This window comes from uncultured Nostoc sp., from assembly GCF_964245445.1.
GTDB lineage: Bacteria > Cyanobacteriota > Cyanobacteriia > Cyanobacteriales > Nostocaceae > Nostoc.
Genome location: NZ_CAXTNE010000002.1, coordinates 1 through 15,978, shown reverse-complemented (window position 1 = coordinate 15,978; position 15,978 = coordinate 1). Strand labels below are relative to the sequence as shown.

Genomic DNA, 15,978 nt, shown 5'->3' with positions numbered 1-15,978 from the left:
TAGCGCTGGAAACTACCTTTGCTGCATATTATGCCTATAGGCTAGAAGCATAAGGTTACACTTAGTGACACGATCAAAGGAGATCGTGTTTTTATGTTGTTATATGAAGATATTGGTGCTGAATGCCGGATCGAGCAGCCAAAAGAGTTGTCTGTATGAGATTGCAGATAATGCTCTCCCCACCCAAGCAGCCCAACCCATTTGGGAAGGGAAAATTAACTGGACTCAAGATCAGGGTATGGCAGAAATTGAGGTGAAAACTGGCACGGGTGCAACGCTGCAAGAATCAATTTCTGGTGATTCCCTACAGGCACACCTCAGTTATATGCTCAATACACTTAGTGATGATGCTACCAAGGTAATTGATCAGTTATCAGACATCGATGTGGTGGGGCATCGGATAGTACATGGTGGAGAGGATTATCGAGATAGTGTGGTAATTACCGAGGATGTTAAAAAGGCGATCGCTCGTCTATCTAACCTAGCTCCAGCACATAATCCAGCCGCTTTATCAGGCATAGAAGCAATTGAAAAAATCTTAAAAGATGTCACCCAGATAGCAGTATTTGATACCGGATTTCATGCCACTCTACCCGATGCAGCAGCAATCTATCCCGGGCCTTATGAGTGGGTAGAGCAAGGTATCCGTCGCTACGGGTTTCATGGTATCAGTCACCAATACTGTTCTCAACGTGCTGCCCAAATTCTCGGTCAAGATGTTCCCCCTGAGCGCTTAATTACCTGTCATCTGGGCAATGGCTGCTCTTTGACGGCAATTAAAAACGGCCGCAGCGTCGATACCACAATGGGATTCACACCCTTAGAAGGATTGATGATGGGTAGTCGTTCTGGTTCAGTTGATCCAGGGATTCTGATTTATCTGTTGCGTTACTGCAATTACTCCGTCGAAAAGTTGGATGATATCTTAAATAAAGCTTCTGGCTTAAAGGGAATTTCGGGTGTATCTAGCGATATGCGTGAGGTGAGAGAAGCGATGTCTACAACGGGCTACGCCTACGCTCAAGGTAATTCTCGCGCTCAACTGGCGTGGGATATCTACGTACATCGCCTACGTTCTGGTATCGGTGCAATGCTTACCAGTTTGGGCGGATTAGATGCTTTAGTGTTCACAGCAGGCGTAGGTGAACATTCCCCGGAAATTCGCCAAGCCGCCTGTGAAGCCTTTGGTTTTTTGGGACTGAAAATAGACCTTGAAAAAAATCAGCAGCAGCCTGTTGATGAGGATATTGCCACACCCGATTCAGCAGTACGGGTATTAGTTATTCATACTCAAGAAGATTGGGCGATCGCCGGGCAATGTTGGCAGTTATTAAATAAAGAGTTATGAATACTCATAACGAGAGGAATCTACGTATGATAGATTTCCAAACTCGCGGCCCGATAAAACTTAAAATATATTCTGCAAGTTTTGGGGTCATAAGGGACAAAAGCGGTAATAATAAGGCATTAACTTTACTAAAGCTACTAGTAGCACCAGCAACAACACTAGGGATGAGACAAATCAGCGTCCATATCAACCTATTTATAAATTTAGAGTTGATAGAAGTACCCCTTTGAAGTTGATTAACAAGTACATAGCGGCTAGTAGCAAATAATACAGTTAATCCTAACCAAGCAAATATTAATAGCATCCAATTTGCTGGATAAAAATTGCAAACTACAAAACCAGCAGGAAATAGCGAAGCTAGTTCCCAAGCTAATAGATTTAATTTAGTCCGAAGACAGCTTAGTATTTGTTCAATAAGCCAATAATGGACATAAACAATGTTTAAGCACTCAGGAACTTGGATAAAATCACTCCTGATTTTGTGAATTATGTCGCCATAAAATAAGACATTACTTTGTAAGACAATATCCTGTTCTTGCCAAAAATATAAAGCTGATGCATCTTTTTTATAATAAGAATTAAAAGTAAGTCCATATTGTAATCTTGATTTATTTTGTAATGCTTTACTCCATAATAATTTAATAAAACTTACTATAAAAATATTATCAAAAATTTGAAATTTTTTTTTACTAATTACTAATTGATTGGATTGCATAGTATTATTACCAAAGCAAATCTTATCGTTAAAGCAGTTGTAGTACCAAAGATAAGCTAGTAATTTTGGCGGAATATACAGAGAGCAGCCTATTTCTCTTGCTTGCTCAATTTGTTTTAAAATTGCCTGATTTAAATAAAAAGTATACTGTCCTGGTTCAACTTTAATTTCAAGTTCAATAGGAGTGCCTTCAGGGATTTGCAGAAAGAAAGATAGTTGAACATCAGCTTGAGGATCTGTGTGTGTTTTATATGCGTTCATTTCGGGATAATTTTGCAATATTTTGTATAATATTAATCAGAAAATCCAGTGTTCCGCGCCACTGTTTTTCTCCAGCAACTATCCCTTCATTATGTATTTTTAGGATTAAATCTCTATCTCCTTCAGGTAATTCAAATACCTTTTTATGGTAACGGCTGATAATATCTCCATCTAACTGCATAACAGTTTGAGCATAAATAATATCAATATCTACACTGGTAATCTCACCACCATTAAGTGCAGCTTTAAGTTCAGACATTTTCCGCAGGGTGCGAATAAATTTATCATTATTCAAAAGTTCTTCAATCTCTTGCCACCTTTGGCGCAAATTTTTTTGATTGTTATCTTCTTGATCTGCAACAGGAGTTGGAGCAGGCAATATTGGCCGAGCTAACTTTATGTATTCCTCATCAGTTGGAACAATATTTGCTTTATGTTCTACCTTATATTTAAGACGTTGCTGATACTGTGTTATCCTGGGGTCTGTCTCACTCGTATCATTACTTTGTTCAAGGAGAATGTAAAAATATTCTCTTTCTAGTTGCGAAAATAGACTTGTATAGCGTTCACGTAGCTCTTGAGCTTGAGTTTTTTCTGGTTCTGGCAAATCGTCTGGATTTGGAATTTTTTTGACATCAAAATAGTCTTTGTCATTTATGGAATAAATCTCTTCATACGCTTGCCAAGCATTAAACTTTGCGCCAGTAATTTGCTCCACAACCATCGTATTTATTTCTAAAGCTGTAATATCGTCGACTAATCCATGTACAGATGAGACTAATTTCTCTAGCAAATCTTTGGCTTGTTCTTGAATAGGTTTGTTAGGCATAGTAATAATTTCCTTGATTTATCTAAACTAAATTAACCTACAGGTTTGGACAAGTTCATATCCTGTAGGTATTTTAGTGTAACTATTAATAAGTAAAAACTACTATAGACGGGATGGTGATTGTTGTGAAGTTTTACGAGATTTCATAATTTCTATAAAAAATTCGTATAACTTCTGCAAACTTTCTATATTTTTTTGCATAATTTCCCGACTTTCTTTGATTTGACTTAGATGAAATTCACGAAGTTCTGTATATGGGCCACTCCCAACAAATTGACTACCAACTTCATTATTTATATCACCATCAATTAGATTAATTATGGTGTACATTCGATTACCTGGTTGAGCAATTTGTTTACCTTGTAGTTGTTCTAACTGAGTAGAGGAGTCTGGAACCCAAGTGGTAATTTCTAGCTCGACAACTTCAACTATTGCTGTTTTTATAGCATCAATAATATCATCAATATTGAATCCTTCTCCTTTAGTGTTCAGCTTCTTAACTTTTATTTCAAATTCACTACTTGGTTTGCTAAGTTTACTATTATTTTCTCCATCTTCGATAGCTTGACTATTACTTTCCGTGTTTTCGTTAATAATATTCACCATGACATTTTAGAGGTATCAGATTTAAATATAAACAAAATACAATTTTAGGTTATGTCAAAACTTTCAAGGTTTTTACTAAAAAAAAGTAACTAAAGTCAAAACAACTTAATAATTTAGTAAACTTTTACTAAATAGAGTTATAATTTCCTAAAGAAAAATTTATTTTAAAAAATAATAATACCATTTTAGATTTTGGAGCCACTGCGTTGCAGTGAGTCCATCACTGCGGTAAGGGTTTCTTCGTTGCCCTAAGTAGCGTGTTCTGAAAATTAGCTTTTAGACGTTTCGTTTCAATCGGTATAAATTAGATATTATTTTTAGACAAAGAAACCTAAAGTATATCTCCGAGTAAAAAATTTTAGTATATTTTTATACCAATAAATTTAATCAATTTATTTTATTCAACCTATTTTTGATTTGACCTAGCAAAGTTTAGACACGCAAGTGAGGCGGAATTTTCTTATAATACTGTGTATACAATAATATAACTATAATGATAAAGACAAGGAAAATATGTTGTTATATCGTGAAGCTTTTGCTACACCTTTTGTAATTTGTATGTGTATTTTAGGAGTTGGCTTGATTCAATTCCCCCAATTGCAAAAACTAATAAATAGTAAGCAATCTGCCTCTTTAGAAACTTTAGAGAAAGAAATAAAATCTGAAAATATCCGTCTTAATTTTCTCAAAAAAACGCCTAGTTTTGGTTATGGTAATTTAATTGCAGATTTGGTATATCTGAATTTTCTCCAATATTTCGGAGATGATGAAGTTCGGGATAAAACAGGTTACAGTTTAAGTCCAGAATATTTTGAAATCATCCTAGAACGTGACCCGCGATTTTTAGCAGCGTATCGCAGTCTTTCTATCAGTACTTCATTGTATGCTGCTATGCCAGAACGTGCGATCGCATTATCAGAGAAAGGCTTAAAATCACTATCTCCTTCAGTTCCCGAAAAGTCTTATTACGTATGGCGTTATAAAGGAGTTGATGAGTTATTATTTTTAGGCAATGCTAAAGCTGCCGAACAGTCTTTTGCAACGGCTGCAAACTGGGCTAGTAACTTTTTAGATCCAGAGAGTAAGATGATCGCTCATACTTCCCAAAAAACTGCTGAATTTCTGAGTTTAAATCCCAACAGCAAATATGCTCAAATTGCTACCTGGGCAATAGTTTTAAATAATCAAGTTGATGAGAGAACTCAAAAACGTGCAATTAGGGAAATTGAAGCTTTGGGAGGGAAAGTTATTACAACTCCTGAAGGGACTCATAAAATTGTATTTCCCCCCAAAGATTAAATTATTAGTTATGACTGGTTGCTGCAAGTGTAGTAGCAAATTATATTTGCCCACTCGAGTTAAAATTTCTCACACATGATTGCGTAGGTTAACACTTATGTCAATACAATTGGCAGAATCTGACTCTCAAATATTAGGGTGTTTTCCTGTTATTTCCCAGTTGCGTCCTCACCTTGAGCAAGATAAGTTTGTAGAACAAGTTCGATATCAAATGAAAGAAAGATATCAACTTGCATTCTTGAAAATAGAGGAACAAACTCTGGCAGTGGCTGGATTTCGCATTTCTAGTTGTTTAGCATCGGGAAAGTTTTTATATATTGATGATTTAGTCGTTGATGAGTTTAATCGGTCACATAGCTATGGTCAACAGTTATTTCAATGGCTAATTGAATATGCAAGAAATCATGAGTGTAAACACCTGAGCCTTGATTCTGGTGTTCAGCGATTTGCAGCCCACAGGTTTTATCTCATGCAGCGTATGAACATTACAAGTCATCACTTTTCAATAGAGTTGTAGCGACAAGCAATCTGGTTGTGACAAATAATATTTTTTGGTATGACGGTAAATTAATTCACTCCCAAACCCTAGAGTTAAACATTAATGATCCGGGCTTACTTTATGGGGCAACTATTTTTACAACATTGCGGGTTTATCAGAACTCGCTAGATAGTAATTTAACTAATTGGCAAGCACACTGCGATCGCCTACTTTTCTCAGTACAATCTTTTGGTTGGCAGCAACCAGATTGGACCCGTCTAGGTCAAGGCGCTCAAATTCTCCTCGCACACTTCCCCGTTCTCAGAATAACCCTCTTTCCCGATGGACGGGAGTGGATAACTGGCAGATTATTACCGCAGAATTTGACAGAAAAACAAAATAAGGGTATTACATGCGCTGTTGCAAGTTCGGAATTTTATCGTTCTCTCCCCTCTCATAAAACTGGAAACTATTTGAGTGCTTGGTTGGCAAAAACTAGTTTAAATACTCAAGAAGCAATATTAGTTGATGCTCAAGGAAATTGGCTAGAAACCAGCACAGGCAACCTTTGGGGATGGTGCGATCGCAGTTGGTACACGCCACCAATAAAGGCCGGAATTTTACCGGGAATTATGCGATCGCAACTTGTAAACTGGTTGCAAAACCACCAGCAGCCAGTGCGGGAAGAACCTTGGAGCGTCGAGCTAGTCCAGAGATTTGAAGCGATAGCTTACACTAATAGTGTGGTAGAAATTATTCCCATTCATACCGTTCATCAGCCTTCAGGGTCGCTACAATATAATCCCTACCATCAAAGTTTTCAGCTAATAAAGGAGCTTTTTTTAGCATGACAGGCACGCCAAATTTGTTATATCTTAAGATAAGTTAACATAATTCTTAATAATCACCTTTGCGATCAGAGACGCTAGGCGACCGCGCGAAAAATACCGGAGGATAGACCTTAGTGAATAAAAGATGGAGAAATGCAGGGCTGTACGCACTGCTGTTTATTGTCGTCATTGCGCTGGGAACAGCATTTTTTGACAAACAACCCCAAAGTAGAGAGATATGGCGATATAGTCGCTTTATTCAAGAAGTTCAACAAGGCAGAGTAGAAAAAGTCAGTTTGAGTGCAGATCGCTCCACAGCACTGGTTACACCCAAATATGACCCAGCTAAACGGATTGTTACCTTAGTCAACGATCCAGATTTGATTAATACTCTGACTTCTAAAGGCGTTGATATTTCTGTTTTGCCCCAAACCGACGAAGGATTTTGGTTTAAGGCATTGAGCAGCTTATTTTTCCCTGTATTGCTTTTGGTTGGCTTATTCTTCTTGCTACGTCGCGCTCAAAGTGGCCCAGGTAGCCAAGCGATGAACTTTGGCAAATCTAAAGCCAGAGTGCAAATGGAACCACAAACTCAGGTAACATTTGGCGATGTAGCTGGTATTGACCAAGCCAAGTTGGAATTAAATGAAGTCGTAGACTTTCTGAAAAACGCCGATCGCTTTACCGCCGTTGGTGCAAAAATTCCTAAAGGTGTACTGTTAGTTGGCCCTCCTGGTACAGGTAAAACCCTCCTAGCTCGTGCCGTAGCTGGTGAAGCAGGTGTACCCTTCTTCTCAATCTCTGGTTCAGAATTTGTAGAAATGTTCGTAGGTGTGGGTGCATCCCGCGTCCGCGATTTATTTGAACAAGCTAAGACCAATGCTCCTTGTATTGTTTTCATCGATGAAATTGACGCCGTAGGTCGTCAACGGGGTGCAGGTTTAGGTGGTGGTAACGATGAGCGGGAACAAACCCTCAACCAGTTGCTCACAGAAATGGACGGCTTTGAAGGTAATACTGGCATCATTATCATTGCCGCTACCAACCGTCCTGATGTCCTAGATGCAGCCCTATTGCGTCCTGGTCGCTTTGACCGTCAAGTTGTAGTAGACCGTCCCGACTATGCCGGACGCAGCGAAATTCTCAAGGTTCACGCTCGTGGCAAAACCTTAGCGAAAGATGTGGATTTGGATAAAATCGCCCGTCGTACCCCTGGATTTACTGGCGCAGATTTATCCAACCTGCTCAATGAAGCCGCAATTCTGGCAGCCCGCCGGAATTTGACTGAAATTTCGATGGATGAAATCAACGACGCGATCGACCGCGTGTTAGCTGGGCCAGAGAAGAAAGACCGGGTAATGAGCGAAAAGCGCAAAACCTTGGTAGCATATCACGAAGCTGGTCACGCCTTAGTTGGTGCTTTGATGCCAGACTATGACCCAGTACAAAAAATTAGCATCATCCCTCGTGGTCGTGCAGGTGGTTTAACTTGGTTTACCCCCAGCGAAGACCGGATGGACACAGGTTTATACAGCCGCGCTTATCTGGAAAATCAGATGGCTGTGGCTTTGGGTGGTCGAATTGCTGAAGAATTAATCTTTGGTGAAGATGAAGTTACCACTGGTGCTTCTAATGACCTTCAACAAGTAGCCCGTGTTGCGCGTCAGATGATCACCAGATTTGGGATGAGCGATCGCTTAGGCCCTGTTGCTCTTGGTCGTCAGCAAGGTAACATGTTCCTCGGACGAGATATCATGTCAGAGCGTGATTTCTCTGAAGAAACTGCCGCCGCTATTGATGAAGAAGTCCGTAAACTTGTGGATGTAGCCGAAACACGCGCTAAAGAAGTGTTAGTGGGCAACCGCCACATTTTAGATCAGATAGCGCAAATGCTAGTTGATAAAGAAACGGTAGACGCTGAAGAGTTGCAAGAAATTCTGTCGAATAACGATGTGACAACTGCTGCCTTTGCCTAATTTAATGAATAGTTAGGAGTTAAGAATAATTCCTAACTCGTAATTGTTAAAAAAGCCCGGTCATGAAGACCGGGCTTTTAATATGGGGTTATATACCCCGAAGGTTTCGTTATAGAGTTTCAGTATAAATCGCTTGTCTGATTGAGACTACCACTTGAGCATAATCAATTCCGGAAAATTAGAAAAATTTTTTTAGATACACCAAAATAAAAAAGCTAGAACTCTGACTTCAAAAGGAAAAAGATACAATCTAGCTACAATTTAAGAAGTCTATATGGTAAAAAAAATCACCCTAGTTTACTTAAAGCCTTACTAGCTATGTCATAGGCAAATTGAATGGACTGGTTTTCGGGGCTGATATGGCAGTTTAGTATGACCCGAATATACCAGCGATTGTGCCAGATGGATTTTTAAGTCTGGAAGTCGAGCAATTTTTTGGTGAAAATCTCCGCCTCTGTTATGAAATTTGGGAAGAAGAAAAATTCCCCATATTGTTACTGGAGATAAGTTTCCGAATCTTGACATGACTAGCGTTAAAAGTGACCCGATACTCAACCAGTCGCCGATCTTAAACTCTCGATGTCGGTTTCAAAAATAGCCACGCCACAAAGAACGTAGCGGCTGTGAATATTTGCGTCAAATCCAAAGCAGATAGATAGCCGTCCGCAAATGAAGCAATACTGCGATCAGTAATGCCGAATACCCAGGATGACAATCCAAACAGCCAAATTCCATTCTTGAGATTTCCGACGAATTCCTTCGAGTCTGATGGTTCTTTATCTTTCATGATCTTCTTTTCTATTACTGACAAACTAGATGATTGATGCGAAATACCTGCCATTAAGAATTTTTTCTGACTCCTGACGCTAAATTTACACTTCCTATTCATAATATTAATAAATATTTCGCCTACTTGACTTACTTGCCAAAAGGTACATCTGCTAATGATGACATTCCTTCTTGGGTTCTGTCACCTCCGATAGACAGCAATGTGTTGAGTTCTCAGCTTTACAACGTCAAGTTTGAATACTGAAATTACATAATCTTTAAATAACTATATGAATATTTATTGATATTTTGTTTAAAATCCTCCATAGGATAGATGCCTTACGGATAAATACCCAGAGTTAAATTGCATGGATACATAGTAGTAGCATATATCCGTGCGCTACTACTACGCTATGAGCTAGATTTCTGGGTTAACTAAGCGGGTAGTGGGACGACTCTGATATAAATCTTGAACGACTTGGACAACAGAAACTACAGCTATAAGGCCAATGACTGCAACGGGTAACAAACCTTTGCCAAAGATAGCGATCGCTAGCAGTACAACTGCACCTCCAAGTCGATACTGGGAGCGGATTTTGCAATAACGGATTACCCCAAATCTGTGGAGAAGACTAACAGCTAGAGAGCATAATGCTACTGAAGCACAGATAAGCCATCGCTGGGAATCGGGTAGTGCTAAAGTTGGCTTACTCAACAAAATTTGTTCTACGCCGACTCCAGCAGCAGCAATCCCAATCACTAGCGGAAAATGGGTGTACAGCCAGAGATAGACAAGACCAACTTTTCCATGAGTCCGCGCCATCTCAATAGGTTTACCACCCAAGTTATCAAAATAGACCCACCACCAGCTAAAGGCGATAATTAGACCAAACACGCCAGAAATTACAGTTAAAGTATCCCATTTCTGCTCATAAACACCATTGACTACTGCAATGATTGCTTCACCCAAGACAATAATGGTAAACAGCCCGAAACGTTCTGGTAAGTGGGAGGCGTGGGGAAGTAACCCAGTCTGAAACTTACGTACTGTTAAGGGTGTAGCAAAATCAATAATGATTCCCACTGTCCAAAATCCGAACCGCCAAGGGATGGGTACAGATGCTGATATTAACCAAAGGAAGGCTGCGATCGCAAAACCTATAGCGTGGCGAGTAGTCAAAGGACGCGCTATAGGGATATGTCTTCCAGCACGGACGTACTCTATTACCAGCACACCTCGACCGAGGGCATAGGAAATTGCAAAACCAGGAGAACTCTCACCCAAACCGTGGTGGATGTTAATAGCCATCGCTGCTGCTGTCAGCATTTGTATAGCAATCAGCAGTCTATGTCCCACATCATCGCTGTCAAAGCGGTTGGCATAAAATGTGGTGCCAATCCATGACCACCAAACTGGTATAAATAGAACTACAAACCCAAATAATCCTGATAGAGAGATATCCTCGTTGAGATTGTGGGCGAGTTGAGAAACTGCAACTACAAAAACCAAATCATAAAACAGTTCCAGCCAAGTGGCGTGTCGTTCTTCTTCACTGTCTTCACCAATACGTAACCTTGGTGGTTGGAGAAAATTTGCCATAGTGCTAATTGTGAATCGCTAATTGTTTTTTACCATTAGCTGTCATCTATTAGCGAGTGCATAGACGTTTCTGCGTAAATTCTTAAAAACCTGCTGAAAATTCGGTAACTTCGGTATTGTCTCAATCTCCTTCAATGTACTGCCAACCCATGCTGGTGAGTTGTTGAACGGTAGGCAGTTCTACATGAATATACTCAGGAGTTTGTTGGGGCATAAATTATTTTGACAAGTCTTGTAGAATGATTTTAATAAATCCACTCTATCCGTTTTCGAGTAATAATACTTAATTTGTCTTTTTTTGGTATAGAAAATCTCAGTTACAAGCAATAGATTAATAACTGATGATATGCTGTCTAATAATGCTGGGTTAGGTCTTTGAACCTGCCGGAAGATGCCTAAAAGCATCTTGATCCCAAGGGGGCTGCTTTTCCAACTGTGATAAAATCCAGGTATGGAATAAACAATAAAGATCCACCTTACTAGGAGTTTCTTTATACCTGTTAGAAATAATAGGTAGTGGTTATACTCTACACCATCGTAGAGGAGACAGGTTGAGGGAGTGTCTAGCGTTCTCTGTCCGCCTAAGCAATAAGCACTTCCAAATAATTAAATCACTACAAAATAAAACTATGTCCAAGAATTTGGACGATTTACTCACTGAATACTTTCAGCCGGAGAAGCTAAAGGCTGCGTTTAAAGCTTACGAACAACAAAAAACGGACTTCTTCCAGCAGGGTGAGCCAAAAGTTCAAATGGGGGTGGACGGTATTTCTTACCAAACCTTTAAAAAAGAACTTGATTTACGTTGTCAGCTTCTATCAAATAGATTATTTAAAGGTACATATCAGTTTTATACTTTTCGAGAAATAGAAATTCCTAAGCCATCTGGTAGAAAGCGAGTTTTATCAATTGCGACTATACGCGATGTTATTGTCCGAAAAGTATTGTATGATGCTATTTACAAAGAAATAGAAAAAGATTTTCAAGCCACACCTAGACTAGATAAAGTATCTTGTACATATAGAAAGGGAAAGTCTGCACCCTATGCAGCAAGCTTGATTCATCATTATATTAAACAAGGTTTTATATTTGCCTTAGATGCTGATATAGTAAAATTTTTCGATAGGCTGTCTCACGAATATCTTTTTGAAATTATAGAGAGAAGGTTTGGTCAAGATACTCTAACTAATAAATTATTAATACGGTTTATAAAAGCTGGTGGACTTCCACATAAAAATAAACGTGGCAAAACATACGGATAGCGTTTTTTTCATCATCATAAGCCTATTTTAAATAATCAAAGAATTATAAGAACTCAGGGTATCCCTCAAGGCGGTGTACTTTCGGGAATGCTAGCAAATTTATATTTACATGAATTTGATTGTTGGGTTATCAATGATTTATCGAAAAAATATTCTCTAAGATACCTCCGTTATGCCGATGATTTTGTAATACTTTTAAAACAAAAAGAATTAATTTCTATAGTACATCAAGAAGTTGCTCAAAAATTACAAGATATAAAGCTGGAATTACATACTGATGAAAGTAAAACCAAATATGTTGATATAGCTAAAGATTTTCTAGAGTTTGTTGGTTTTCAATTTACTCTTGAGCATATCAAAGTTAAACCAGGAAACATTTTAAGATTTCAGCAAAAAATTATAGAAAAGATTAATAAAGAGCAGTCTTATAAAACTGGTGAAAATTTCGAGCGTAGATTTCGCTTTTTTATCAAATATGTGATCAATAGAAAAATAACTGGGCGTGGTGAGAAAATATGTGATGTATGCGGTGGTGTGCTAGGAGAAAGAGTAAAAAGTTGGATGGGCTTTTTTATGGTTATTACAGACATCCAACAAATACGCGAATTGGATAAATGGATTCGGAAAGAAGTCAGTAAACACTTTTATAAAAATTACAAACTTCGTCTGAAAAAATCAGACTTTAAAAATGCAGGATTAATTACTCTTGAGCAAGAGTATTACAGACTTCGTAAACGAAAAGCCTGTTCATGTGAAAAATTTAATTGTTCTTCAAGTCCAATAAATGACAGTAACGCCATACAGCATACAGAGGTAAGGCAAACTCTATGTTGGAATTTTGTTTGGAACTTTTTTGAGAGAACATTCAAGAAGTTATTTGCTCTTTAATGTTTAGCCAGTTTTGCTCATGCAAACGCTGCCAAGCTTTGCGAATATGTTCAGGCTTAAATAGCTTGCGTTTGCGTACACCGAATAGGTTGCCGCAGGCGATCGCCTGCTCACTATCTTGTGCTAGTTTGGGATAACGGCTCAAAAATAATTACCTGCACATCTGGTAGTTGGGCGAAGGCTAATTCTATCAGTGGCTTAACATCAGCCCAAATGGTGACATCAATCTCTTAAAAGTGACATTAACCTGTCAACAGTGACAAATAATTAGTTAATGCACATGATTTTAAAGCGGGCGATGGGACTCGAACCCACGACGTTCACCATGGGAAGGTGACATTCTACCACTGAATTACACCCGCGAATTGCTACCATAAACTTAGGGCTACAATCAATAATACCACTATTTACAGCTGTTTTAAATTTACTAAAACATACACTATTTTGGCAACTGCTGATGCATAAGTCCTGTGGCTGTTCAAATTGGAAAATATTTTTAGCTGATGAGGGCACTGACTAACATATTTAACTAAAGAACAATGTTTTCACCTCGCTCGGTGAAGCGAACCTCTTTAATGTTCCATTGGGCATTACTTGTTAAGGTTTTGCGGAGACTGCCAAATAGAGCAAACTGTTCACAACTAGAAAGAGAAGCTATTTGTCGCTTTGAATCAGGGGATATTCGCAAATCAACTGTAGCAATGCCATTTTTGATGTTGACACGATAGCCAGACAAGCTCAAGTCGCTTGTATCTCGTTTTTCTAAAATTTTACTCACTACGTTTGTCACTGGTTCCTCAGCTGGGACTGAAACCTTTTCTGGAATGAGTTCTTGACATTGGGTATCACTTGTATACATCGTGACGCTGGTAGTTCTGCTAGTGACAGCTTTAGGAGTTGATGAGGAAGGCGTATTTTCCTTAAGAAATTCTTGATTAGGAGATTTTTCTCTTAATTGAGCTACGCTAGGAATCTGGCTGGGAGTCTGAGACGATGCGCTATTTGTCGGTGTTGTGGTAGAGGATGGCGTTCCACTGTCAATATTACGAGCGGTGGGGTTAGAATTACAACTGCTGAGGCTGACAACAATTGTCACAAAAATAACGGGTAAAAAATATCTCTTGTTTGTGCTCATAATTTTCCTCATAAGTGATGTTGCTGCTATTAACTTCAGTGTAGCTGGTATCAATTCCACATAATTAGTGAATATTGAGCCAGTTTATAAAGTGTCAACCCGAAGTCTATTAAAGTAGAGCGTTATATATACACCCAAATTACAACATCTGCGATTCAAGGAACGATGTCTGACAACAAGCCGCTTTGCATCTATGCCAATTCCAAAAAGCTTAACCAGATAAGCAGAGGTGCAGGAAACAAAAATATACTGATCCTTGGTTAAATCAATGTGGTCTATTTATCAAAAAATAGCTGTAAGTTTGAGCAGATGATTACCTTACCTAAAGCCTCTACTATAGAGGATTTGCTCAGAGCGATCGCTGTCCGATAAAAAATAAGTTCTCTTAAGGTACTAGTACGCTACTAACTCTCATCAAGCCGCCTAATCACTACCTTCATCGTTTAACTCTGAATTTATTTTTCCATCTGTTCCCCAACTACAAGCTGTTTTCTACTTCAGCCTTGCAGAAGCGCGAAGCTACAATTGCTTAAAAATCATGATTCGTTAGAAAAACTTGTGTTTTTAAGTTGCTGATTAAAAGTAGATTACTAGTTTTCACTACTTTTCTGTTTGCTCAACTCCTGCACTAATAATTGCACTCCCAAAGCCAACAAACCAATTGCTACTATACCAAATATCCCGCTTCCCAATGCAACTACACCAACAACCAGAGTCCTAACAGCAGAAGAAATCTTAATTACCAATGGATTAATTGAATGGAGAGGTTTAGTAGCAAAATTTGTAGCGATCGCAATCATCAGCGAATACATTGCATATCCCATTCCTCCAGAAATCACTGCCCCAATTAAACAGCGTAAAGGACTTGCTGTCGCCTGTATTTTGGTATCCGTTTGTGGCGTTAAATTTTGGTCACTCATACGATTTTGTATTTTAGATTTTGAATTGGGCCATTAAGAATAATTCTTGTCTATCCCTATACTTCATTAACGAAAAAAATTATTTAAACAGACGATGCCACTTTTATACCATGTGTGATTGTCCGAGTTACAAACAATTCTAAGTCCTCATCAAGAATTGATTCTCTCACTTGCAGCTTAACTTGTTCTGCCTGCTTTTGAGACTTAAAAAGAGCAAATACTGTTGGCCCAGAGCCAGACATCATTGTTCCTAAAACGCCTTCTTGATTTGCAAACACTTCTCGCAGTTGCAAGACTTGAGGATAGGCTGGCAATACCACGCGCTCTAAATCATTGTGCAGTTTTTGGGCAATTTCTCTCGCATCTTTATTTACGACAGCTTTTACTATTGCTCCTGAATGAACTGCATTAGGACGCACTGCCAAGTTGTCGCTATCTCTAATATAAGAATGACTAAACTGCTCTCGATAGGTTTTGTATGCCCAAGCGGTGGAAACTTCCAAGCTGCGGTATTTTGCCAACACTATATAAATATTATCCAAACTTGGCAAAGGAGAAAGTTGCTCACCTCTACCTGTTGCGATCGCAGTTCCACCCGCTACACAAAACGGCACATCTGAACCAAGTGTACCTCCCAACTCCTCTAATTCGGACTGAGTTAGCCCCAACTTCCATAGTAAATCTATTCCTATCAAAACAGCTGCTGCATTCGTAGAACCCCCAGCCAACCCACCAGCTACAGGAATCTGTTTATTAACGGTAATCTCCACACCCCCATATTTAGCAAAGGCTTCGGGAAATTGCCTCACCATTAATTCTGCTGCGCGGTATGCTAGATTACTGTTATCTGCTGGTACTTGTGGGTGGTTGCAGTGAACACGGATGTTGTCAGTGCTAATGGAACGGACATTAACTTGGTCTGCAAGACCAATACTTTGAAGTATCATGACTAACTCGTGATAACTATCGGGGCGATCGCCAATGATTTCCAGATATAAGTTTATTTTGGCAGGGGCAATTAGGCTGTAGGAATGCATTTTCTGGGAATGGGGAATGGGGAATG

16 protein-coding genes and 1 tRNA gene are annotated in these 15,978 nt (G+C 39.0%); 7 read left to right on the top strand and 10 right to left on the bottom strand.

The features are described from left to right. The first annotated feature begins 103 nt into the window (after positions 1–103). Entirely contained in the window at positions 104–1,348 is a 1,245-nt protein-coding gene (locus ACFE90_RS00510) for an acetate kinase (protein WP_375496757.1), read from the top strand. 4 nt (positions 1,349–1,352) lie between these two features. Here the strand turns inward: ACFE90_RS00510 and ACFE90_RS00505 are convergent, their stop codons facing one another. The 3 genes from ACFE90_RS00505 to ACFE90_RS00495 form a co-directional block, all read right to left on the bottom strand. Further along, entirely contained in the window at positions 1,353–2,324 is a 972-nt protein-coding gene (locus tag ACFE90_RS00505) for a hypothetical protein (RefSeq protein WP_375496755.1), read from the bottom strand. Beyond that, on the bottom strand, positions 2,311–3,153 hold the full coding sequence (locus tag ACFE90_RS00500) for a hypothetical protein (protein WP_375496753.1): 843 nt from the start codon (positions 3,151–3,153) through the stop codon (positions 2,311–2,313). Before ACFE90_RS00500 ends, ACFE90_RS00505 begins: the two co-directional genes overlap by 14 nt. Before the next feature lie 102 nt (positions 3,154–3,255). After that, positions 3,256–3,759 carry a hypothetical protein gene (locus tag ACFE90_RS00495; RefSeq protein ID WP_375496751.1) on the bottom strand — a complete coding sequence of 168 codons (504 nt, stop codon included), beginning with the start codon at positions 3,757–3,759 and terminating at the stop codon, positions 3,256–3,258. 513 nt (positions 3,760–4,272) lie between these two features. Between ACFE90_RS00495 and ACFE90_RS00490 the strand changes: the two genes are divergently transcribed. From ACFE90_RS00490 to ftsH3, 4 genes are all read left to right on the top strand, one after another. Next, complete coding sequence (locus ACFE90_RS00490; RefSeq protein WP_375496749.1) at positions 4,273–5,058, top strand: hypothetical protein; 786 nt, start codon at positions 4,273–4,275, stop codon at positions 5,056–5,058. Between the two features lie 97 nt (positions 5,059–5,155). Beyond that, on the top strand, positions 5,156–5,575 hold the full coding sequence (locus ACFE90_RS00485; protein WP_375496747.1) for a GNAT family N-acetyltransferase: 420 nt from the start codon (positions 5,156–5,158) through the stop codon (positions 5,573–5,575). A 17-nt stretch (positions 5,576–5,592) separates the two neighbouring features. Further along, positions 5,593–6,387 carry an aminotransferase class IV gene (locus tag ACFE90_RS00480; protein WP_375496745.1) on the top strand — a complete coding sequence of 265 codons (795 nt, stop codon included), beginning with the start codon at positions 5,593–5,595 and terminating at the stop codon, positions 6,385–6,387. 113 nt (positions 6,388–6,500) lie between these two features. Beyond that, on the top strand, positions 6,501–8,342 hold the full coding sequence (gene ftsH3, locus ACFE90_RS00475) for an ATP-dependent zinc metalloprotease FtsH3 (protein ID WP_375496743.1): 1,842 nt from the start codon (positions 6,501–6,503) through the stop codon (positions 8,340–8,342). 568 nt (positions 8,343–8,910) lie between these two features. Here the strand turns inward: ftsH3 and ACFE90_RS00470 are convergent. Together ACFE90_RS00470 and ACFE90_RS00465 are read right to left on the bottom strand one after the other, a co-directional pair. Next, a complete protein-coding gene (locus ACFE90_RS00470) occupies positions 8,911–9,129 on the bottom strand; it encodes a hypothetical protein (RefSeq protein ID WP_100902982.1) in 219 nt (72 codons plus the stop codon). 399 nt (positions 9,130–9,528) lie between these two features. Beyond that, a complete protein-coding gene (locus tag ACFE90_RS00465; protein WP_375496741.1) occupies positions 9,529–10,710 on the bottom strand; it encodes a low temperature requirement protein A in 1,182 nt (393 codons plus the stop codon). A 629-nt stretch (positions 10,711–11,339) separates the two neighbouring features. Between ACFE90_RS00465 and ACFE90_RS00460 the strand changes: the two genes are divergently transcribed. Then, a complete protein-coding gene (locus tag ACFE90_RS00460) occupies positions 11,340–11,972 on the top strand; it encodes a hypothetical protein (RefSeq protein WP_375496739.1) in 633 nt (210 codons plus the stop codon). A 24-nt stretch (positions 11,973–11,996) separates the two neighbouring features. After that, positions 11,997–12,860, top strand: a complete 864-nt coding sequence (locus ACFE90_RS00455; protein WP_375496855.1) for a reverse transcriptase domain-containing protein — start codon at positions 11,997–11,999, stop codon at positions 12,858–12,860. On the opposite strand, the gene ACFE90_RS00450 is transcribed toward ACFE90_RS00455, so the two are convergent. The 5 genes from ACFE90_RS00450 to ispE form a co-directional block, all read right to left on the bottom strand. After that, on the bottom strand, positions 12,838–13,005 hold the full coding sequence (locus ACFE90_RS00450; RefSeq protein ID WP_375496737.1) for a hypothetical protein: 168 nt from the start codon (positions 13,003–13,005) through the stop codon (positions 12,838–12,840). The two genes, ACFE90_RS00455 and ACFE90_RS00450, sit on opposite strands and share 23 nt — an antisense overlap. A 145-nt stretch (positions 13,006–13,150) precedes the next feature. Next, positions 13,151–13,222: transfer RNA gene (locus ACFE90_RS00445), tRNA-Gly, on the bottom strand. A gap of 167 nt (positions 13,223–13,389) precedes the next feature. Beyond that, complete coding sequence (locus tag ACFE90_RS00440; protein WP_375496735.1) at positions 13,390–14,007, bottom strand: sporulation/spore germination protein; 618 nt, start codon at positions 14,005–14,007, stop codon at positions 13,390–13,392. 578 nt (positions 14,008–14,585) lie between these two features. Beyond that, complete coding sequence (locus ACFE90_RS00435; protein WP_375496733.1) at positions 14,586–14,915, bottom strand: DUF3082 domain-containing protein; 330 nt, start codon at positions 14,913–14,915, stop codon at positions 14,586–14,588. Positions 14,916–14,998: 83 nt separating this feature from the next. Continuing rightward, a complete protein-coding gene (gene ispE, locus ACFE90_RS00430) occupies positions 14,999–15,952 on the bottom strand; it encodes a 4-(cytidine 5'-diphospho)-2-C-methyl-D-erythritol kinase (protein WP_375496853.1) in 954 nt (317 codons plus the stop codon). Positions 15,953–15,978 lie beyond the last annotated feature (26 nt).